At 58.3% G+C, this 20675-nt stretch carries 19 protein-coding genes; 8 read left to right on the forward strand and 11 right to left on the reverse strand.

All coding sequences use genetic code 11. The features are described from left to right. Positions 1–18: 18 nt before the first annotated feature. The 7 genes from AC3WTM_RS13965 to AC3WTM_RS13995 all read right to left on the reverse strand — a co-directional run bounded on the left by AC3WTM_RS13965 (position 19) and on the right by AC3WTM_RS13995 (position 5269). Entirely contained in the window at positions 19–1152 is a 1134-nt protein-coding gene (locus tag AC3WTM_RS13965) for an AGE family epimerase/isomerase (protein ID WP_102669250.1), read from the reverse strand. A gap of 185 nt (positions 1153–1337) precedes the next feature. Continuing rightward, entirely contained in the window at positions 1338–1910 is a 573-nt protein-coding gene (locus AC3WTM_RS13970) for a HupE/UreJ family protein (protein ID WP_102669249.1), read from the reverse strand. 29 nt (positions 1911–1939) lie between these two features. Next, a complete protein-coding gene (gene ureG / locus AC3WTM_RS13975; RefSeq protein ID WP_090452850.1) occupies positions 1940–2554 on the reverse strand; it encodes an urease accessory protein UreG in 615 nt (204 codons plus the stop codon). Between the two features lie 23 nt (positions 2555–2577). Next, positions 2578–3252 carry an urease accessory protein UreF gene (locus tag AC3WTM_RS13980; RefSeq protein ID WP_102669248.1) on the reverse strand — a complete coding sequence of 225 codons (675 nt, stop codon included), beginning with the start codon at positions 3250–3252 and terminating at the stop codon, positions 2578–2580. Further along, a complete protein-coding gene (ureE, locus tag AC3WTM_RS13985; protein ID WP_102669247.1) occupies positions 3249–3749 on the reverse strand; it encodes an urease accessory protein UreE in 501 nt (166 codons plus the stop codon). The genes AC3WTM_RS13980 and ureE overlap by 4 nt, the downstream gene beginning before the upstream one ends. Positions 3750–4034: 285 nt before the next feature. Next, complete coding sequence (locus AC3WTM_RS13990) at positions 4035–4667, reverse strand: TetR family transcriptional regulator (protein WP_102669246.1); 633 nt, start codon at positions 4665–4667, stop codon at positions 4035–4037. A gap of 173 nt (positions 4668–4840) precedes the next feature. Next, positions 4841–5269 carry a hypothetical protein gene (locus AC3WTM_RS13995; protein WP_102669245.1) on the reverse strand — a complete coding sequence of 143 codons (429 nt, stop codon included), beginning with the start codon at positions 5267–5269 and terminating at the stop codon, positions 4841–4843. 387 nt (positions 5270–5656) lie between these two features. Here AC3WTM_RS13995 and AC3WTM_RS14000 point away from each other — a divergent pair, with 387 nt between their 5' ends. Further along, complete coding sequence (locus tag AC3WTM_RS14000) at positions 5657–7726, forward strand: AsmA family protein (RefSeq protein WP_102669244.1); 2070 nt, start codon at positions 5657–5659, stop codon at positions 7724–7726. A gap of 70 nt (positions 7727–7796) precedes the next feature. On the opposite strand, the gene AC3WTM_RS14005 is transcribed toward AC3WTM_RS14000, so the two are convergent. The 3 genes from AC3WTM_RS14005 to AC3WTM_RS14015 all read right to left on the reverse strand — a co-directional run bounded on the left by AC3WTM_RS14005 (position 7797) and on the right by AC3WTM_RS14015 (position 10456). Continuing rightward, positions 7797–8486 (reverse strand): hypothetical protein, encoded by a 690-nt coding sequence (locus tag AC3WTM_RS14005; protein ID WP_102669243.1) that lies wholly within the window; start codon positions 8484–8486, stop codon positions 7797–7799. A gap of 79 nt (positions 8487–8565) precedes the next feature. Then, entirely contained in the window at positions 8566–9336 is a 771-nt protein-coding gene (locus AC3WTM_RS14010) for a hypothetical protein (RefSeq protein ID WP_102669242.1), read from the reverse strand. Positions 9337–9541: 205 nt separating this feature from the next. Next, positions 9542–10456, reverse strand: a complete 915-nt coding sequence (locus AC3WTM_RS14015) for a LysR substrate-binding domain-containing protein (RefSeq protein WP_173677921.1) — start codon at positions 10454–10456, stop codon at positions 9542–9544. 109 nt (positions 10457–10565) lie between these two features. Between AC3WTM_RS14015 and AC3WTM_RS14020 the strand changes: the two genes are divergently transcribed. The 3 genes from AC3WTM_RS14020 to AC3WTM_RS14030 all read left to right on the forward strand — a co-directional run bounded on the left by AC3WTM_RS14020 (position 10566) and on the right by AC3WTM_RS14030 (position 12497). Next, a complete protein-coding gene (locus AC3WTM_RS14020; protein WP_102669240.1) occupies positions 10566–11204 on the forward strand; it encodes an FMN-dependent NADH-azoreductase in 639 nt (212 codons plus the stop codon). Continuing rightward, entirely contained in the window at positions 11205–11510 is a 306-nt protein-coding gene (locus AC3WTM_RS14025; protein WP_046039891.1) for a DMT family transporter, read from the forward strand. A 96-nt stretch (positions 11511–11606) separates the two neighbouring features. Further along, a complete protein-coding gene (locus AC3WTM_RS14030) occupies positions 11607–12497 on the forward strand; it encodes an esterase/lipase family protein (RefSeq protein WP_102669239.1) in 891 nt (296 codons plus the stop codon). A gap of 114 nt (positions 12498–12611) precedes the next feature. Here AC3WTM_RS14030 and AC3WTM_RS14035 read toward each other — a convergent pair whose 3' ends face one another. After that, positions 12612–13499 carry a DMT family transporter gene (locus AC3WTM_RS14035; protein ID WP_102669238.1) on the reverse strand — a complete coding sequence of 296 codons (888 nt, stop codon included), beginning with the start codon at positions 13497–13499 and terminating at the stop codon, positions 12612–12614. A 97-nt stretch (positions 13500–13596) separates the two neighbouring features. On the opposite strand from AC3WTM_RS14035, the gene AC3WTM_RS14040 reads away from it, so the two are divergent. The 4 genes from AC3WTM_RS14040 to AC3WTM_RS14055 all read left to right on the forward strand — a co-directional run bounded on the left by AC3WTM_RS14040 (position 13597) and on the right by AC3WTM_RS14055 (position 20570). Beyond that, on the forward strand, positions 13597–14379 hold the full coding sequence (locus tag AC3WTM_RS14040) for an AraC family transcriptional regulator (RefSeq protein ID WP_102669237.1): 783 nt from the start codon (positions 13597–13599) through the stop codon (positions 14377–14379). A 104-nt stretch (positions 14380–14483) separates the two neighbouring features. Continuing rightward, positions 14484–18911 (forward strand): dermonecrotic toxin domain-containing protein, encoded by a 4428-nt coding sequence (locus AC3WTM_RS14045; protein WP_102669236.1) that lies wholly within the window; start codon positions 14484–14486, stop codon positions 18909–18911. 90 nt (positions 18912–19001) lie between these two features. Further along, positions 19002–19310: a PsiF family protein gene (locus tag AC3WTM_RS14050; protein WP_102669235.1), complete on the forward strand. Its 309-nt coding sequence runs from the start codon at positions 19002–19004 to the stop codon at positions 19308–19310. A gap of 246 nt (positions 19311–19556) precedes the next feature. Next, a complete protein-coding gene (locus AC3WTM_RS14055; RefSeq protein ID WP_056725372.1) occupies positions 19557–20570 on the forward strand; it encodes an AI-2E family transporter in 1014 nt (337 codons plus the stop codon). Positions 20571–20675: the final 105 nt, after the last annotated feature.

The following is a 20675-nucleotide window of genomic DNA, read 5'->3' on the forward strand; positions in this document are numbered from 1 at the left end:
TTTCCTCTTGCCACTCAGTCAGCCGAGATACTGCGCTAACCCGCGATAACAGGTCGCCAGGTGATAAGGCGTGGTCGACGGCATGTCGCGGCGGCTGACTTCACCGTGCTCGTCACGGCATTCGTACCAGCCGCCGGCATGCAGCGAGCGCTGCTGCAATGCCTGCAATTGACTCAGTACATCCGCTTCGCTGTCCGGGCGCAGCGTTAATGCGCGTAGGTACTCGGCCTGGGCCCAGATGCGTTGCGTGGCGTCCCGGGCGCCGCCATCGGCTGCGAAATCGAGCATCGCCCGCACGGCGCCAGTCCGCTGATCAACGCCCACTTGCTCGGTAAAAGCGAAGGCCCGCTCCAGATCGGCATGCAGCGTCGAATTGCGCAACAGCTCCGAGGATTCCAACAGGAAATACCATTCGAACTGATGCCCCGGTTCAAACCAGTTATCCACAGACCCCAGCGGTTTTTCCATCAATACGCCGTGCTGTGGATCGATGAAGCGTGCGTGCATGGCTGTGCATAACCCGACGAGCGCCTGTTGGACGTCGAGGTCTTCACGCACTGACAGGGTGGCGAGGAAAGCTTCGGCCAGATGCATCAGCGGGTTTTGCAAAGGGCCGCTGTCCAGCGATGCCCAGTCGCGGTCGAGCGTAGCTTCGTACAGACCGTCGTCCGTGGCGAAACGCTGCGCGACCACTTCCAGCGAGGCATTGAGCACCGACTCCACCAGCGGCTCGCGGACCTTGTCCCAGTAATGGGCGCAGGCGAACAGGATGAAGGCGTGGGTGTAGAGATCCTTGCGCTGATCGAGCGGCGCACCTTGTGCATCGACACTGTAGAACCAGCCGCCGTGCTCGGCATCGTGGAAGTGCCGCTGCAAGGAGCGAAACAACGCGGCGGCACGCTCTTCGGCGCCCGGCACCTGATCGATCAGGCTGGCAAACAGATACAACTGCCGCGCACAGGCCATGGCCCGGTAGCGTTGCGGTGGCAGCGGTTGGTGTTTGGCATCCAGCGCCTCATAAGGCAACGCCATATCGGCGTTCCAGCCCGGACCTTGCCAGAGCGGCACGATGACGTTCAGGAAGTGCTGTTGCACCGAGGCGAACAGGGCGGTCAGTTCAGGCTGAGAGGCGGAGCGGGAAACAGGCGGCATTGGCTGGCGTCGTCACGGCAGGGGCGATTGCGCGACATGTTAGCAGAGAGGCTGGCCTGAGAGAGGTTGTGTCTGTCAGGCCGCCTTCGTCGGGATGCCACCCGGGACAAGCCCGCCCACAGGTGTACGCATTCCAATGTGGGAGCGGGCGTGCCGGCGAAGAGGCCGGGTCAGGCACTAGAGAGTCAACCTGTCAGCAACCACACGCCAGTCGCCGCCGAAGCCGCGCCCGCCAGTCGAACCAACGGCGCCGCCGCCTGCGGCAACACCCGCACCAGTGCATAACCTGCCACGTGTAACACTGCCGTCGCCGTGACGAAGCCTGTGGCGTAGGTCCATGGACTCGACATCTCCGGCAGCTCCAGGCCATGGGCCACGCCGTGGAATAGCGCAAACAACGCCGTCGCAGCCACCGCCATGCCCAGAGGTGGACGCACGGCCAATGCCACGGCCAGGCCCAACGCGAACACCGACGCGGCAATCCCGCTCTCCAGTGCCGGCAGGTTCAATCCTTCAAAACCCACCAGCCCGCCAATCAACATAGTGCCGACAAAGGCGCACGGCAGCGCCCAGCGCGCGGTGCCTTGCTGCTGTGCTGCCCACAGGCCGACCGCGAGCATTGCCAGCAAGTGATCGAGCCCGCCAAGTGGGTGGCTGATACCGGCGATCAAGCCGTTGTCGCCGTGTCCCGGATGGGCGAAGGCGAGGGCCGGAGTCAGCAGCAGGGCCAGGGCGGCGAGAATGCGTTTGAGTGTCATGGATAAGCTTCCTTGTTGATAAGTCATGATCAGGCCGCGGTCAGCAAACCCTGGCGTTCGATGAAGGCAATGATCTCCTCCAGGCCCAGGCCGGTTTTCTGATTGCTGAAGACAAAGGGCTTGCCGTTGCGCATGCGTTGGGTGTCGCTGTTCATCATCTCCAGCGAGGCACCGACCAGAGGTGCCAGGTCGATCTTGTTGATCACCAGCAGGTCGGATTTGCAGATTCCCGGCCCGCCCTTGCGTGGCAGCTTGTCGCCGGCCGAGACGTCGATCACGTAGATGGTCAGGTCGGACAGTTCCGGGCTGAAGGTCGCGGAGAGGTTGTCGCCACCGGACTCTACGAGAATCAGGTCCAGCCCCGGAAAACGGCGGTTGAGCTGATCCACGGCTTCGAGGTTGATCGAGGCGTCTTCGCGGATGGCCGTGTGCGGGCAGCCACCGGTTTCCACGCCGATGATGCGCTCCGGTGCCAGGGCTTCGTTGCGCACCAGAAAATCTGCGTCTTCGCGGGTGTAGATGTCGTTGGTCACGACGGCCAGGTTGTAACGCTCGCGCAGGGCCAGGCACAGGGCCAGGGTCAGGGCGGTTTTGCCGGAGCCGACCGGGCCGCCAATACCGACGCGCAGGGGTTGTGCGTTCATGTGTTTCTCCAAAATAAATGGCCCTAGGAACGGAACAGACGGCTGTACTGGCGCTCGTGGGCCATACACGCCAGGGACAGGCCGAAAGCGGCGCTGCCGTAATGAACGGGATCGATTTGAGTGGCGTTCTGTTGAGCTTGTTGAAGCAGCGGCAACAGTTCGCTGGTCAGGCGTTGGGCGGCTTGCTGACCCAGGGGCAGGGTCTTCATCAGCACCGCCAACTGGTTTTCCAGCCAGCTCCAGAGCCATGCGGCCAGGGCGTCCTGCGGGCTGATCTGCCAGGCGCGCGCGGCCAACGCCCAACCCAGGGCCAGATGTGGTTCGCTGCGCTGTTCGAGGAAGGCGCGGGCGGGGGCGTCGAGCTCCGGCAAGCCATTGAGCAATTGCTGCAACGAGTAGCCCATCTGCCGGCTCTCCTGATGCAGCTCGCGGGTTTCGCGGCTGGCGCGGTGTTCCTCGCAGCGTTGCAGCAATTCGTCCCAGTTTTCCTCGCTGGCGGCCAAGCAATGGGCGAGCAGCAAGGGTGCTTCGAAGCGTGCCAGATTCAGCAGCAACTGATCGCTGATCCAGCGTCGCGCACTGTCGGGGTCGTGAACACGGCCGTTATCCACAGCCATTTCCAGCCCCTGGGAGTAGCTGTAGCCGCCAATCGGCAATTGCGGACTGGCCAGACGCAGCAGCGCCCAGGCCGGGTTCATGTGCGTACGCCGAACTGGTGCAGTTTCGGCGCGTAGTTGAAGTCTTCATCGCCGTGACGCGAATGATGATGGCCACCACCGTAGGCGCCATGTTCCGGCTGGAATGGCGCCTCGATGTTCACGGCAACGGCACCGAGTTGTTCGAGCATGGCCTTGAGCACGTAGTCGTCGAGCAGGCGCAACCAGCCGTTGCCGACTTGCAGGGCGACATGGCGGTTGCCCAGGTGATAGGCCGCGCGGGTCAACTCGAAGGCATTGGCGCAGGTGACGTGCAGCAGTTGTTCGGGACGGGCGCAGACGCGCACGATTCGCCCGTCTTCGGCTTGCAGGCATTCGCCGTTACGCAACGGCGGCTGGCCGCGCTCCAAAAACAATCCGACGTCTTCACCTTCGGCACTGAAACAGCGCAATCGGCTTTTGCTGCGGGCTTCGAACGTCAGGTGCAGTTCGGCGGCCCAAACGGGTTGAGGGTCGATTCTGCGATGAATAACCAGCATCGGAAGGCTTCCAGCTATGGACAATGCTCAGGCTAGAGCAAGGGGCTTGCCAATCGACATGATGCGTAGGAAATGGCTGAAGGAGACGTGATACTTGTATCAATGGAGTGAGTTTTTTGGTTGAAGTTGGTGCGTTGTTTTTGATTTGTGCACCAAGTTAAAGCGGCGAGGTTTAATGTGCGAGCGAGCTTGCTCGCGATGGCGGTGGAGCGGTCACATAGAGGGTGGATGTCATGCCCTCATCGCGAGCAAGCTCGCACCCACAGGGATTTCATCCTCAGAAAGTTACTCAGTGCTGCCAAGCCCTTGCCAATGCTTGAGGCCGATAAAGATAAACCGCAGCTGCTGGGTGATTTTCGCCTGGGGCGTCAAGTGCTCTGGCAAGGCTTCGGCTGGCGGATCGATGATGTCCGGCAGGGTGGCGAACACGCTCTTGACGATCAGATCCGCCATGACGCTCAGGTCGGCGATGTCCAGATGCTGCAGTTTCGGCATCAGTGACAAATCCGCCGCCAGGTCCGAGCTGATGTTTTCACGCAAACGGCCGATGGCCTGGCGCACCGGCACCGAACCGCCGTACTGCTCACGGGCAAGAAACAGGAACTGCGAACGGTTGGCGCTGACCACATCGAGAAAGATCCGCACCGAGGCATCGATGATGCCGCCCATCACGAACTCGTTGTGTCGTACCAGGCGAATGGTTTCGCGGAATGTCTGGCCGACTTCGCTCACCAGCACCAGGCCCAATTCATCCATATCGGCAAAATGGCGGTAGAAACCGGTCGGTACGATGCCGGCGGTTTTCGCGACTTCGCGCAGGCTCAGGCTGCCGAATCCTCGGCCGCCATCCATCAGGTGCCGGGCAGCGTCCATCAGGGCGTTACGGGTTTGTTGTTTCTGTTCGGCGCGGGGCAGCATCGCAAGGGCGTTTTCTGGACAGGGACGCGGCGCACTCTAGCAAATCGGCTTTGCTGGCGTCGAACGACTGTAGGGGGGATCACGCGGGGATGTGTGGCATCTATTAAGCGGGCCTATGAAAATTCAAAAGCCCAATCCGGGGATTGGGCTTTTTTTCAAGGCGGCCATGGAGCTTAGCTCACGGCGCTGTTGCGTTCGATCACGCGGTCACCACCGCCTTCAGCAAGGGTTTGACCTTGTGGAGTACGATCCGAACCGTCGGCGGCAAGGGTCTGGCCTTGTGGCGTACGGTCGGAACCATCGGCAGCCAGGGTTTGACCTTGTGGGGTACGATCGGAACCATCGGCAGCCAGGGTTTGGCCCTGAGGAGTGCGGTCCGAGCCATCCTGAGTGATCAGGCCTTTTTCTTTCAGGCGATCATTGCCACCTTCGGCAAGAGTCTGGCCTTGTGGGGTGCGATCGGAACCATCGGCGGCGACGGTCTGGCTGAACACCGAGTGGTCTTGTTTCACTTGTGGAGTAGCCTGGTCAGCTGCTGGCAGGGCAAAAGCTGTGCTGGTCAGCATCGAGAGTGAAAGGCTAAGCAGTAATTGGCGTTTCATGATTGTTGTGCTCCTTGGGGAGGCGAAAAGTGGGTACGAGAGCAATGCTACTCTCGATAAGTCGATATAAAAGTTCATAAACGCAATGGTAATAATCAACGGAATTGATTGTTTGCTGTGGAGGCCCTAGGCCGGGCGTTTCCGGCGAGTTGTCTTGCACTTCCGTGGGTATTTTCGCCCCGCCTGTGTTGTGCAAAAGTGCAGAACCGGTAACGCAGCTCGACCGGCTGGTCAGTATTGGACTGGGCGAAATCGGAGAAATCGGTCTATCGATTAAACCTGCCGGGTTTTTGTCAGTCGTAGTTTGCATGGCGAGCCGTTTTGCGGCTCACCGTTTCACATGTGCGTCGCAGTCGGGGCGCCCGGTCGTATCAGGAGCCCTGTGCAATGACGCGCACTCAAAGGACGTTGGTCTGGACCCTTTCCACTTTCCTCACCTTGTTGGTGATGCTGGTGCTGATCATCGTGTTCTTCGACTGGAACCGGATCAAAGCGCCGCTCAGCGCCAAAGTTTCCGAAGAGCTGCACCGCGCTTTCGCCATCAACGGCAATCTGTCGGTGGTCTGGCAACCCGAGCCCGATGAAGGCGGCTGGCGCGCCTGGGTACCGTGGCCTCATGTGGTGGCCGAAGACTTGAGCCTGGGTAATCCCGACTGGTCGAAACAGCCGCAGATGGTCACCTTCAAACGGGTGGAACTGCGTATTTCACCCTTGGCATTGCTGGCGCAGCGGGTGATGATCCCGCGTATCGATCTCACTGAGCCCAATGCCCACCTGCAACGCCTGGCTGACGGGCGCGCAAACTGGACCTTCAAATTCGACCCAAAGGACCCGGACGCCGAGCCGTCGAGCTGGGTGGTGGATATTGGGGCGATCGGCTTTGACAAGGGGCATGTCACCCTCGACGACCAGAACCTGAAGACCCAACTCGACGTACTGATCGATCCATTGGGCAAGCCGATTCCGTTCAGCGATATCGTCGGCGACAAAGCGGCGAAAGCCGCGCAGGAGAAGGGTTCGTCACCCCAGGACTATGCATTCGCCCTCAAGGTCAACGGGCAGTACCACGGCCAGAAACTCGCGGGCCAAGGCAAGATTGGCGGGCTGTTGGCGTTGCAGGACGCGGCACGGCCGTTTCCGCTTCAGGCACAGGTAAAAATTGCCGATTCCAGCGTCGAACTGGCCGGCACCCTGACCGATCCGCTGAACCTCGGCGCTCTGGACCTGCGCCTGAAACTGGCCGGTACCAGTCTGGGCAATCTCTATCCGCTGACCGGTGTGATCCTGCCGGACACGCCACCCTATGCCACCGATGGCCATCTGATCGCCAAGTTACACGAGCCGGGTGGCGCGGTGTTCCACTATGAAGAATTCAACGGCAAGATCGGTGAAAGTGACATCCATGGCAACCTGACCTACGTGGCCAGCCAGCCACGGCCAAAGCTCAGCGGTTCGCTGTTGTCCAATCAATTGCTGTTCGCTGACCTGGCACCGCTGATTGGTGCCGACTCCAACGCCGAGCAGAAGGCCCGAGGCGGTGACAGCAAACAACCGGCGGACAAAGTACTGCCGGTCGAAGAGTTCAAGACCGATCGCTGGCGCGATATGGACGCCGATGTTGAGTTCACCGGCAAGCGCATCGTGCACAGCGAAAAATTGCCGTTCAACGATCTCTATACCCATCTGGTACTCACCGATGGCGTGCTCAGCCTCGAGCCACTGCGTTTCGGCGTGGCCGGCGGCAAGCTGGATGCGCAGATTCGCCTGAACGGCCACACCGATCCGCTGGAGGGCCATGCCAGACTCACGGCGCGTGGCTTCAAGCTCAAGCAGTTGTTCCCCGGCTTTGAACCGATGAAAACCAGTTTCGGCGAACTCAACGGCGACGGTGATATTAGCGGGCGCGGCAATTCGGTGGCTAAACTGCTGGGCAGCGCCAATGGCAATCTGAAAATGCTGATCAACGATGGCGCTATCAGTCGCGAGTTGATGGAGTTGGCCGGGCTGAACGTCGGCAACTACGTGGTCGGCAAGATCTTTGGCGACAAGGAAGTGAAGATCAACTGCGCCGCCGCTGACTTCGGCATCCAGTCCGGCCTGGCGAGTACGCGCTTGTTTGTGTTCGACACAGAGAATGCTATTGTTTACATCGATGGCACCGCGAACATGGCGACCGAACAACTGGACCTGACCATCACCCCGGAATCAAAGGGCTGGCGTTTGATTTCGCTGCGTTCGCCGCTGTACGTGCGGGGCAAGTTCATCAAGCCCGATGCTGGGGTCAAGGCCGTGCCGTTGATGTTGCGTGGAGCCGGGATGGTCGCGTTGGGCGTGATCGCCGCACCGGCGGCAGGGTTGTTGGCGCTGATAGCGCCGAGTGGCGGCGAGCCGAACCAGTGCGCACCGTTGCTGGAGCAGATGAAGGCGGGCAAGGCGCCGAAGACGGTGAAAAACTGAATATGTTGGTGAGCAGTGTTCAAGCGCCCCCGACTCCGGGTCGCTTGAACGTCTGGCGAGGCTAGATCATTCAACTCAAGCCGGTGGGCGCATGGATTTGCAATAACTCCGCTTCCATCCTGTTACCCAGTTTCTTGAGGACGTCATCTCTTACTCGATTGTATTGGCGCCCATCCAGCAAACTACTCATTAGCCAAATGTTGGTCTTGTGTTCGTTGTTGCTATTCAGAACCGGCTGGTCGAGAATATCTATTGCAATTTTTTTGGCTGTTTCGAACGCCACTTGCAGAGTTACCACGGTTTTATCGTTGCGAATAATCGTCAGCAGAACAGCCGTTGAAACCAGTATGTCCGTGGTGGTGTTGCTCACAATAGCGTTTCTTTGAAGTTGCTCGACGATTACCCTGATCGCCGGTGAGTCAGGCTGGAGTTTTGCCAGTTGAGCAAATGCAAAAGCGAGCGCTTGCCGTTCATCTTGTGGCAGGGCACTCCCGGCGCTTTGTTCAATAATATTAAATAGGCTCCTGTGTTTAAATTCTAATTGCTGGGTCGCTTGGCTATTGACCGTCCAGCCAATTTTTTGAACGGTATTTTTATAGGTTGGCCAGGAAGTTTCACGGTTTGTGCTTTTTTGTGCAGCCACTAGTTCGCCTAGCAGGCTAGACGCTAGGATATCTTTTTTAAAACTGTCAGTGTGCAGGCCGTAGAAAATCGTTATGTTGCCATTAACCAACCAAGTATCAATTGTTGTTTTTTTCATATTTTCACCTACGCGCAGGTGGGCGCAAGAAATTGTTTAAATCGGCAGGTGTCTGCCGATTTAAACGTATCAGTGGCTGTTAGAAGTCTGGCAGGTCATCAATGAATTTTTTACCACTTTCGCTAAACTTCCTGTACAAGTCGCCACGCAGGCCTGAAAACGTTTTAGTGTCCAGGTAAGTGCGCACAGCACCCGTTTTAATAGTGGTGGACTGGCGGGTCGATTTCCAGAACAGAATACCGTTTCTGCTCTCCCTTGCATCCAGGGAGATGCAGTTGAGGATCATGTTTGGTTGCCTACCGTTATCAAGCCAGATCGGTGCGATATCGAATTTTGCCTGGGTGCCCAGCTTAGAGTTACGGTCAAAAATCTTAATGGCATCTGGACTTTTCTGCACCGCCTCAACGGCCTTTTTAGCAACTTCAGCCAGGATTTTAGCTGCATTGCTACCAATCAATCCTGCAGCCACTTCCAGGGCAACTTGATCCATTGTCAGGCCAACTCTCTTGATCGTGACCTCCTGGATGTTCCGGTTTTGAGTCACCCAGCCAAGTTTGCTCAGGCCGTCAACATAGTAGCGATACCATTCGAAGAGTTGCTCATCTTTGGGATAGAGTTTGGTGGCGGCGTTTTGCATGACCAGTTTGCACAAATTGACGTCGTCGATGATTTCCTGCGAAATGCCGGGCAGGAAGGCATTGATAGTATCAGGCATGACGCTGGCGGTTGGTTTGTCGATATCATGTTCAGGTGTGTTTGAGAGCGTAGAAAATACAGGTGCCGAGCGCTGCGTGATGATAGGTAATGCTGGCAGAGAATCAATAAATTCGAGTCGTTGTTCAAGTAGCATCAAAGTAATCCTTTACTTGTTGGTGTGAGCAGCCGGTTGACTGTGGTTGTTAGAATAGATTTATAAATTTCGAAGTCTAGCTTTGGTTTGTAACTTCAGTTTTTGGTTGTGGTAGTTATTCGCTGTTTGTGGTTGTTTTAATTCGTGGGGGTGAACTAAAGTAGTCGTTAAGCTTGAAATATTTGAACTGTTGTCGAGGCGCTGATCAGCGCACCGCATGCCCGGACAACAATGCCTCTTCACGCAGCCACGCAAAAAATGCCCGAACCGGTGGATGACGTTCGCGTCCCGGCACGCACAGTGCGCTGTAGCCGGCTCCATCGACCTGGATATCTCCCCGGTACGGCAACAACAGACCACTGGCCACGCTTTCCGACACCAGAATATTGCTTGCCAGCACCAGGCCTTGGCCGGCAATCGCCGCTTGCAGGGCGTAATGCTCTTCGTCGTATTCGCGCACGGCGGGCCGACCGCTCAGCCAGGTTTCGCCGGAGCGAGCGCACCAGGCCTCCCAGCCGTGGGCATAGAGTTTGGAATTGTGCCAGCGCACGCTGATCAGCGTCGGGGCGCGACTCGATGCCAGGGCCACTTGTTCAGGCGAACCGTAGACACCAAAGGACTCATCGAACAGGCACTGGCCGTACAGGTTGGGGTAATCATCGAGGCTGTAGCGCAGCACCAGATCGACACTGGCGTCCTGATGCAGATCGATGACTTCGCAGTGGGTATCGAGGCGCACGTTGATATTCGGGTGTCGGGCGTAGAAACGTCCCAATCGTGGCACCAGCCACAGGGCGGCGAAGGCGGCGGTGGTGGAAACCGTCAGGCTGGCACCACTGCGTTGCGGACGCAGTGTATCGACACTTTGCGCCACTTCCAGAAAAGCCCCGTGCAGGCTCTGGAACAGCCGTTCGCCGCATTCGGTCAGGCGCACCTGGCGCGGCAGACGCTCGAACAATGGCACGCCGAGCCAACTTTCCAGGGAGCGGATCTGGTGGGATACCGCCGTCGGCGTCACCGAGAGTTCTTCGGCAGCAGCCTTGAAGCTCAGCAGGCGTGAGGCGGATTCAAAAGCGCGCAGGGCGGTCAGCGGCAACGAGGCGAACATTGAATACTCCATGGATGAAATAGATTCATCCAGACTGATTTCTGCTCATTTGAACGAGGACGATAGTGAGCTTCAAGCTGCAAGCCACAAGCCGTTTGAGTTTAGCCCTGAGGAGAATCAGATGAGTAAAATTCTTGCTGTTCACGCCAGCCCCCGTGGTGATCGCTCGCACTCCCGGCGTTTGGCCGAAGTGTTTCTGGCGGCCTGGCAGGCCCGTCATCCACACGCGCAACTGACCCGACGCGAAGTCGGTCGAGCGCTGATTCCGCCGGTCAACGAGGCATTCGTGGCCGCCGCGTTTTACCCCGAGCCCGCCGCTCGGCCGCTGTCGATGCAGGCCGATCTGGCGTTCAGCGACGAGCTGGTCGGCGAACTGCTTGGCCATGATGTGCTGGTGATTTCCACGCCGATGCACAACTTCAGCGTCCCCAGCGGCTTGAAAGCCTGGATCGATCAGATCGTGCGGGTAGGGGTGACCTTCGATCACACCCTGGACAATGGCGTGGCCCAGTACGAGCCGTTGGTGCAGGGCAAGAAAGCCCTGATCATCACCAGCCGTGGCGGCTTCGGTTTTGGTCCGGGAGGCGAGCTGGAAGCCATGAACCATGCCGACACGCTACTGCGTACGGTGCTTGGATTCATTGGCATCACGGACGTCACCGTGGTGGCTGCCGAGGGCGAGGAGTCCGCCGGGCGCAGCTTTGAAATCTCTGCCGCCGAGGCTGAGCAGCGCTTGTTGGCGCTGGCCGGAGAGTTCTAGATGGCCTGGCTGTTTCTGCTGGTCGCCGCCGGGTTCGAAGTCACCTTCGCCATGGGCATGAAGTACGCCGAGGGCTTCACCCGACTCTGGCCTTCGCTGGTCACCGTAGTGGCCGCTGTGGGCGGGATCTATTTTCTGACCCTGGCCATGCGCGAGCTGCCGGTGAGCATTGCGTACCCGATCTGGACCGCCATCGGTTCGCTGGGCACGGTGTTTCTCGGTTTCGCGCTGCTGGGTGAAAGCCTGACCGTGATCAAGCTGGTCTCGGTCGGGCTGATCGTGGCGGGCGTGGTAGGGTTGAAGTAGGGCGGATGACATAGACTTGTCATCTTCGCTGGTAATGCTTGGCGGATGTCTTGCATCCAGCCTTGCGCCACCGCCCGACCACAAGGATGTTCGCCCATGTCGCAAGGTTCTGCCCCGCGCTACCCGCTGGTGTTGGTCCCGGGAATGCTCGGGTTCATTCGGTTGGTGCTTTATCCGTATTGGTACGGGATCGTCGAGGTGTTGCGCCATGGCGGTGCAGTGGTGTTCGCGGTGCAGGTCTCGCCGCTCAATTCGAATGAAGTGCGGGGCGAGCAATTGCTGGCGCGTATCGAAGAAATCCTGCGGGTAACCGGGGCAGACAAGGTCAACCTGATCGGCCATAGCCAAGGCTCGCTGACTGCCCGTTATGCAGCGGCCAAGCGCCCGGACCTGGTGGCATCGGTGACCTCGGTGGCGGGGCCGAACCACGGTTCGGAGCTCGCCGATTACCTGCACGAACATTATCCCCATGGGAGCGTCCGTGGTCGTCTGCTGTGCTTTTTATTGCGGATCGTCGGCGTGCTGATGGGGTTGTTGGATACCGGTTACCGCGGGCCGAAGCTGCCGGTGGATATCCATGCGTCCCATCACTCCCTCACCAGCGCTGGCGTCGCGTTGTTCAACCAGCGTTATCCACAGGGGCTGCCCGACACCTGGGGCGGTCATGGTCCAGAGGAAGTCAACGGCGTGCGCTATTACTCCTGGTCCGGCACCTTGCAACCGGGCATTACCGATCGCGGGCGCAACCTGCTGGATGGCACCAACCGCAGCTGTCGGTTATTCGCTAAAACCTTCGTCCGCGAAGCCGGGCATTGCGACGGCATGGTCGGGCGCTACAGTTCGCATCTGGGTACGGTGATTGGCGATGAGTATCCGCTGGATCACTTCGATATCGTCAACCAGTCACTGGGGCTGGTGGGCAAGGGGGCTGAGCCGATCCGGTTGTTTGTCGAGCATGCGGCGCGGTTAGCTGCGGCCGGGCTCTAGTCCGCGTTATCGTTCATCGCGGGCAAGCCACGCTCCCACAGGTTTCCGGTTGTTCACAGAAATCAGATTCGACACAAAACCTGTGGGAGCGAGCTTGCTCGCGATGGCGTCAGATCAGGCAACACTGACCTTGCGACTCAACACCGTCGTCCAACGCTCGGAAACGATCACCCCACCCAAGGTCAAAACTCCGCCCACCAGGTGATACATCGCCAGTTGCTCATGCAGCACCACCGCCGCAATCAATGCGGTAATCAGCGGTAGCAAATTGAAAAACTGCGTGGTCCGGCTCGGTCCCAAACGCACCACGGCTTGCATCCACGCCAGTGGCGCGACCATCGAAGCCAGCAGGCAGGCGTACAGCACCAGTGGAATGTTCTGCAGGGTCGGACCGACTTTCGGTGAGACGATGAACAGCGGGAACAGCACCACCACGGCCACCAGTACCTGCAAATACAGAAGCACCAGCGGCGGCAGTTTCAGTTGCCACTTTTTCAACAGGGTGCTGTAGACCGCGTAGGCCAGGGTGGCGATCAGCATCATCGCGTCGCCCAGGTTGACCCCGTGTTCGAGCAATGTGCCAAGGCTGCCGGACGACACCACCACCAGGACACCTGCAAACGACAGCACCGCACCGGCCAGGGCACCCATGGTCAGGCGCTGGCCGAGGCTGATGATCGCCATGGCGAGCGACATCAACGGCATCAGTGACAGGATGATGCCCATGTTGGTGGCCGAGGTCAGGCTCGCGGCGAAGTACGCCAGGCTTTGATAGACCGCCATGCCGAGAACACCGAGGACAAAGATCTTGCCCAGTTTCGGGCGGATCTGCGACCAATGGGTGAGCACCGGTTTGAGCATGAAGGGCGTGAACAGCATTCCGGCCAGCAGCCAGCGGTAGAAGCCGATCTCGGCAGGGAAGATCGCCCCGGCCGACATTTTGGTGATCACGGTGTTGCCGGCCCAGATAAAAATGGCCAGCAGGGGATAAGCGTATTGCATCGGGAAAAACCAGAACGTTAATGAAGGGCAATTATCCGCTTGTCTGGATGCAAGCCTATACTTCGATCCAGACAACCGGCCCCTGATGACGGACAGCATGAGCAGTAAACACATCGATCTGCTGGATTTCAGCGAATTGCCTTCGGCGGTGTACTTCCGCTACGCCGATTTCAATACCCACGAATTTGCCGCTGCGCACCGTCATCCCTGGGGCACTCTGGAGTATGCGGCCCACGGGGTGTTGCACATGGACGTCGAAGGCAGCCGTTTCCTCTCGCCGCCGCAATACGCGGTGTGGGTGCCCCCCGAAATCGAGCACAGTTTCTACAGCCACCAGCCGATCAACTACCGTGCCGTTTGCCTGGCGCCGGCGGTCTGCGAGGATCTGCCACAACAGGCCTGCACGCTCGCCATCAGTGACATCCTCAAGGCGATCCTCAAGGACTTCGCCGTCCGTGACGTCAAGATTCCCGAGCAGGCCGCGGATAAACGCCTGGCTCAGGTTCTGGTGGATCAGTTGCAACAGGCGCCGGTGCATGAGTGTTACCTGCCCTATGCCAGCACACCGGGACTGCTGAGCATATGCGAGGCCCTGCAAGCCGAACCCGGTGACAACCGGCCCTTGGCGCATTGGGCGGCGCAGGTTCACGTCAGTGAACGGACCCTGGCGCGGCAGTTTGTCCGCGAGTTGGGCATGAGTTTTGGTGAGTGGCGCCAGCGTCTGCGATTCCTGGCCGCGATTGAAGCACTGGACAACCATCGCAGCATTCAGGAAATCGCCTTCGATATGGGCTACAGCACCGGTTCGGCGTTTATCGCGATGTTCCAGCGTCAGGCCGGGTGCACGCCCGACTACTATCGACGCAACAAGAAGTTTTAACGCACTCGTTAAGAATTTTCATACAGCATTATCCGAAACAAACTTCATGGGAACAGAATTGGGGCGCTGTAGGCTTCGATCTTCTATCTCTAAGTTTGCGAGTAATGATTGTGAAAAATTTGTTGTTGAAGTCTGCGAGTAGGCCAGACTATTCCGATGTAGAACAAGAGCACAGTACTCACTACAACTTTATCAAAAGCGCCATTCCCGACTGGATTGTCGATTCTTCGCTTCAGCGGATGGGTGATTTACGCAACACATCAAAAGTTATTCCCGCCTGGAGCAAAGCGGCGTCCCACACGGAACATGTGGCAGCGAAAGAAGCCACAAAGGTCAGTTGGCAGGCGCAGAACCAGGTCGACCGGATGCTCGGGAAGCTGCAAGATGCCGAGTCCTTTGCCCAGCCACTGCTCACCAACGCCCTCAAGAAGCAATTCGGTGTAATGGTCGATGTTCGTGAAGTTTTTCTGCGGTTGTATTTTCCGGCTAAAACATCCGCTTGGGCATTCAATGTCACCGGCGGTGTCGGCAGTCGAACTGTCTCGTTACTTAACGCGTCTCTGCAAAACTTTGCCGAGGGCGAAGTATTTACCAGCGACTCTGCATTTATCACTAAGCCCGACGAAATCGGACGGTTTGAAATAAAGAAGCTGGGAATAACGATCGAACAGTTCAAGACGCTGTGCCGAACTCTGGATATCGGGTCCCAATATAAAAAATATCTGGAAAGTTATCTGGCTCCCGAAGGTGCCATGGATCGGGAGGCGGTGCAGCACCGCATCGTCGCCAGTCAGAAAAGCGCCATGAAAGCTGCAGCACATCTGGCATTGATGAAGAAGGACATCGGGGCACCGGCCTACCTGACCGTGTTGAACATGGTTCTGGGTAAAAAGGGACTGGTGTGGGATGGCGCTCTCGTGCGTTTCTACCACTTGAGCATGCTCGACACCCGTCTGACCGGGATTGTACTGATCGCTGCCGATCTCGATATCCCCGGTGCGAATGTCCGGCGCGTCATTGCCTACGTACCGCACGATCCCGAGCATCCGCTGAAAGAGTATGCCTCGACGGCCGAGTTCGCGCTCGAACTGACTCACCAACTACGGGGTAACGATCAGGCATCCGGCGCTTCCCGGCGCAGCTATCAGGCGTTTTTCAGTCGATTCGTGGATCAATGCCAGCGTGGTCATTTCTTCGCCGCGCTCAATGCGAAACTGTGGGAAATCACTTACCACGACACACAACCGGGCTCCAATCTGCCTGCCTGGCGCGAAACTCAAGTAGATCGCCCCGATTTACGAATAGCTGCGGTATCGTTCGAAAGCGATACCGTCAGCCGTTATAACGGCGATCCGTGGGTTTATCTCTATCAGCAGCAAGTTGACAAGATTTTTGCCGACGGGCGCGCGCTGGCCGTGACCACCGCCGATGCGGACAGCGCCGCACGTTGGGCGTGGATCGAAAACCTGGAAAAAATGTTCTCCGACATCATGCAGGTTGCCTTGCTCGTCGCGACCCCCTTTGTCCCGGTGCTCGGGGAGCTCATGCTGGGGTATATCGCCTATCAACTAGTAGACGGGGTTGTGGAAGGTGTCGTTGAACTCGCCCAGGGCGAGTACGTTGAAGCGGCGGAGCATCTGGTCGGCGTCGCTGAAAACCTGGTTCAGTTGGGCACGTTTGCCGTGGGCGGTGCTATCGCCACTCAAGTGGTGAAGCCCAGGTTGTCGTCCTTCCTCGAAGGCGCCCATCAAGTCACGCTCCGAAACGGTCAGCAGCGGCTATGGGGGGGAAATCTGCAGCCGTACCTGCAACAAAACCTGCGTCTGGCGACGGATTCCAAACCTGACGTTTACGGTCTGCATCAGCATCAGGGCCGGCAGATTCTGTCTTTGGACGATGGTCATTTCGAGCTCAAGTTCGATCCGCAATCCGGCAAGCACCGGGTTCAGCATCCGACCCGTCCCGAGGCCTATCAGCCGGTGGCGGAGAGTAACGGCACCGGCGCTTTTGTAATCGAGGGTGAAACACCTCACACCTGGGATGCCGATGCGCTGATCAAGCGACTCGGCCCGTCGGTGGAGGGGTTGACCGACAAGTTAGGCGACATTCGCACTGTCAGCCGTGCCGATGTCGGTGCGTTGGTACGCATGTACGCTGATAACGAACGGGCAATCCCTTTGCTGAGCGATACGGTGACCCGGTTCAGGATCGACCGGGATATCGACACCTTCATCCGCAACATCGGCAGTACCCAGGAACAGGAAAATTTGCAGGCCGATCCGCTTTGGCAGTTTCAACTGCTGGACGGCTTGTGGCCCGGCAGAGCGATTGAGCTCAAGGGGGCTGATGGACGAGTGCTGTACGCCATCGGGGTCGATGACGAACCTGTTTCTTTCTCTACGGACCAATTGGCGGATACCGACCTGATCGACACCTTGCTGTTGCTTCTCGATGATGCCGAGACCCGGCAACTGCTGGGTGATGAGCCTGATGCACCGATCGGCAGCCGCACACAAAATGCCATGCGTTTGAGGGGGCAACTCGCGCAATTGGCAGAGCGGCGCAAGGCCTCGTTGTTCGAAAAACGTTACCGAGATGTCGGGCAAGCCGTCAGTGCCGAGGCAAGGTTCATCCAGGGCGAGGTTCCAGGAATGCCCGGTGTCGTTGCACAAGAGCTGGTCGCGCTGGCGCGCCCGGAGGAGTTGCAGGCGCTCAAGCTGCGCAGGCTTCCCGAGCGACTGCAAGGGTGCGCCGATTGGGCGCTCAGGGACGTACGGATCAGTCGTGCGTACGAGGGTTTTTATCTGGACTCGGTCGAAAATCCGGACTTTGACGCCTTGGCGTTGCATTCCCTGGAAAACCTGCCTGGCTGGAATGCCAATGTGAGGATCGAGCTGCGTCACTACCGTTTCGATGGTCGACAACTGGACAGCATCGGCCCCGAGGATGCCGCCATCCGGCGTACGCTCGTCTTAAGCAAAAACGGGTTGTTCCAGGCTTGTGACGAGCAAGGCAATGCCCTGCATTCGGGCAGTGATTTGTTCACCTCGATCTTGCAGGCATTACCCGATGCCGAGCGTGATGCGTTGCAGATTCATATCGGTCAGGGCCCGGTCCTGAAGGCGGCATTGCGCGACCATGCCCTGAAACCCTACAGGCTGTTAAGCGTACTTTCCGACTTGCCGGAGCTAAAAAAAGCGACATTCGATCCGGCAATCATGCGTCTGCGTGGGGGCGCTCCGACGATGGGAGGCGAACTCACGCGACTGCAAGAGGTCGGGCAGTATTATTCGCAACTTGTCTCCTTAGCCTTCCATCCAAGCGTCCCTTCGATAGATCGATACAACTTCCTGCGCGGTCTCAAACTGATGCACGAAACCTTGTACCTCGAATGCCCGAATTCACTTAAGTATGGGCTTTCCAGGGCGAACGGCGAGGGTGCCGAGGCCAATCTGCGAGCGGTACAAAGTATTGAAGTCTTGCCTGACCTGAAGAATCTGATGTCGCTCGAACAGTACCAGGCATTGATCGAGCGACTGTTCCCCGATAACGATTTTGTGCCACTCACGGAGTCGGAGCGCAATCTGGGCGCGCGCGCTCGCGATCTCGAGCAAACCGGGCGACTCGATGAATATCAGGCGCTGCAACGCGCCGTGAGGGAAAACCTCCCGGTGTCCAGCGATCAATGCGCAGCATTGCAGAACTATGCCGCTTACCTGGATACCGATGTCTCGACAGCTGTGCAGCCAGTCGAAGTGACACCCCAGGTCATGGCCAATCTGCGACAGGCACAGCGTGCCATCTATCGATCCAAGGAACTGTTGCCTCTGTCGGGCAACCAGCTGCCGAGCATCTGGGAAAACGGTGGTTCAGCGATCGCGAAAATCAAGGGGCTGCGAGGACTGGATCTGCAGGAAGGTCAATTCACTGCACGGATGTCTCTCGCCGAACATGCGCGTAAAGCCATTGAAATCAAGGGAGGCAATTGTTCGGAAAACTCCAAGGTGACCTTCGCGCTGCTGGCCAGCCAACCGAGAACCTCGCGGATCCACCTCGTCAAAGCCACCGCATTTGATCATCAGTACGTGGTCATTGGCGATGACTTGACCGATCTCAAGCAACTGGTGGTTGCCGATTCGTGGCCGGAGTTCCCTGCCGCCCATACGGCGGATAATGGGCATTTCGAGTTTGAACTACCCCCCATTGCAACCCTTGAACCGGGACCCGCCAACGCGGATTTTGCCTTTATCAACGATGTGCCTGCAGGCCCGGCGGCGCTGCCGGAGGTTTCCCGGGACAACACCATCAGGCAGATAACCATAAACAAACTGTACAAGTCGGGGGCTTATGCTCAATTCACGTCATTGAAGACGTTGGCGACACGATACAGTGTGCCTGGGGAAGCCTGGGTGTCGTTCGAGCGCTTGCCGGTTTCCGTGATCGCAAAGCGCCTGTCAGCCTGGCGAGACTATCAACACGCATTCAAGAACCTGCTGAAGCAACAGCCCGCTGGTGCCTCACCGGCCGAATGATCCTCTCTGGCTGGAGGAAGGTGTAACAAGGCTTGACTACACTCCTCGTGGAGGCCGCATCTCTCGATGCGGCGACACGGAGAAAACTCCATGAAGATAACGCGTGTCCCTTTGTTGATGATCGGTTTGCTGCTCTGTTCCCAAAGCTTCGCCGCCACAGACCAACAGAACAAGATGACCACCTGCAACGCCGAGGCGACTGCAAAAACCCTCAAGGGCGATGAGCGCAAAGCCTTCATGAGCAATTGCCTCAAGGCCACCCCGGCGGCCAACGATGCCGGTAAAGCCTTGACCCCGCAGCAAGAGAAAATGAAAACCTGTAATGCCGATGCGACCTCCAAAGCCTTGAAGGGTGACGAGCGCAAAGCCTTCATGAGTGATTGCCTGAAGAAGAAATAAGATCGGCTCAAGGACAGTGGTGGCTGAGCTGGCCCCATCGCGAGCAGGCTCGCTCCCACATTTGTCCAGTGTACTCAGCTCTACTGTGGGAGAGCCTGCTCCGGGCGGCGCTCCGACGATGGAGCCGCAGAAGTCGCCGCAAAAGTCCTGAAGCACCACTAAGGTCGCCCCACACAATCCCTAGTGCTCGCACCGGATCGCTGGCAGACTGCCAATCCTTTTTACGCCGTTCGTTTTTGAGGCTGTATGCCAACGTTTTCTCAGCGTCAAGTCTTGCTGGTCATCAGCTGGGTCATCATTTTTGGCGGACTGCTGCTGGTCCTGCCGCTGCGGTTGCTGCCTAGCCTGCTCGCCGGGTTGCTCGTGTTCGAACTGGTCAACATGCTCACCCCGCAACTGCAACGGCTGATCGAAGGCCGGCGTGCGCGCTGGCTGGCGGTGGCGTTGCTGGGGACTCTGATTGTCAGCGTGCTGTCGCTGATCTTTGCCGGTGCCTTCAGCTTCCTGCTGCACGAGGCGGAAAACCCCGGCGCGTCCCTCGACAAGTTCATGGGAGTGGTCGACCGCGCGCGCGGGCAATTGCCGCCGTTCATCGACGCCTATCTGCCGGCCAGTGCCGCGGAGTTCCGCGTGGCGATTGGCGAATGGGTCAGCAAACACCTCAGTGATTTGCAACTGGTGGGCAAGGACGCGGCGCACATGTTCGTGACCTTGCTGATCGGTATGGTGCTGGGGGCAATCATTGCCTTGCAGCGCGTGCCGGACCTGACCAAACGCAAGCCGCTGGCCGCGGCGTTGTTCGAACGTCTGCACCTGCTGGTCCAGGCGTTTCGCAACATCGTGTTCGCCCAGATCAAGATCTCCCTGCTTAACACGGTCTTCACCGGGATTTTCCTGGCGGTGATCTTGCCGATGTTCGGTATCAAGTTGCCTCTGACCAAAACCCTGATCGTGCTGACGTTCCTGCTCGGCCTGCTGCCGGTGATCGGCAACCTGATGTCGAACACCCTGATCACTATCGTCGGATTGTCGTTGTCGATCTGGGTCGCTGTGGCGGCGCTGGGTTACCTGATTGTTATCCACAAGCTCGAATACTTCCTCAACGCGCGCATCGTCGGCGGGCAGATCAGTGCCAAGTCGTGGGAGTTGCTGCTGGCGATGCTGGTGTTCGAGGCCGCGTTCGGCCTGCCGGGGGTGGTGGCGGGGCCGATTTACTACGCGTATCTGAAGAGTGAGCTGAAGCAGGTGGGGATGGTTTGATCCGCTGGATCTTTGTTGGCTGATCTGGCCCCATCGCGAGCAAGCTCGCTCCCACAATGGACCTGTGCTCGCAGGACTAATGTGGGAGCGAGGTTGCTCGCGATA

It is taken from the genome of Pseudomonas sp. EU05-FHT14B02 (assembly GCF_058791055.1).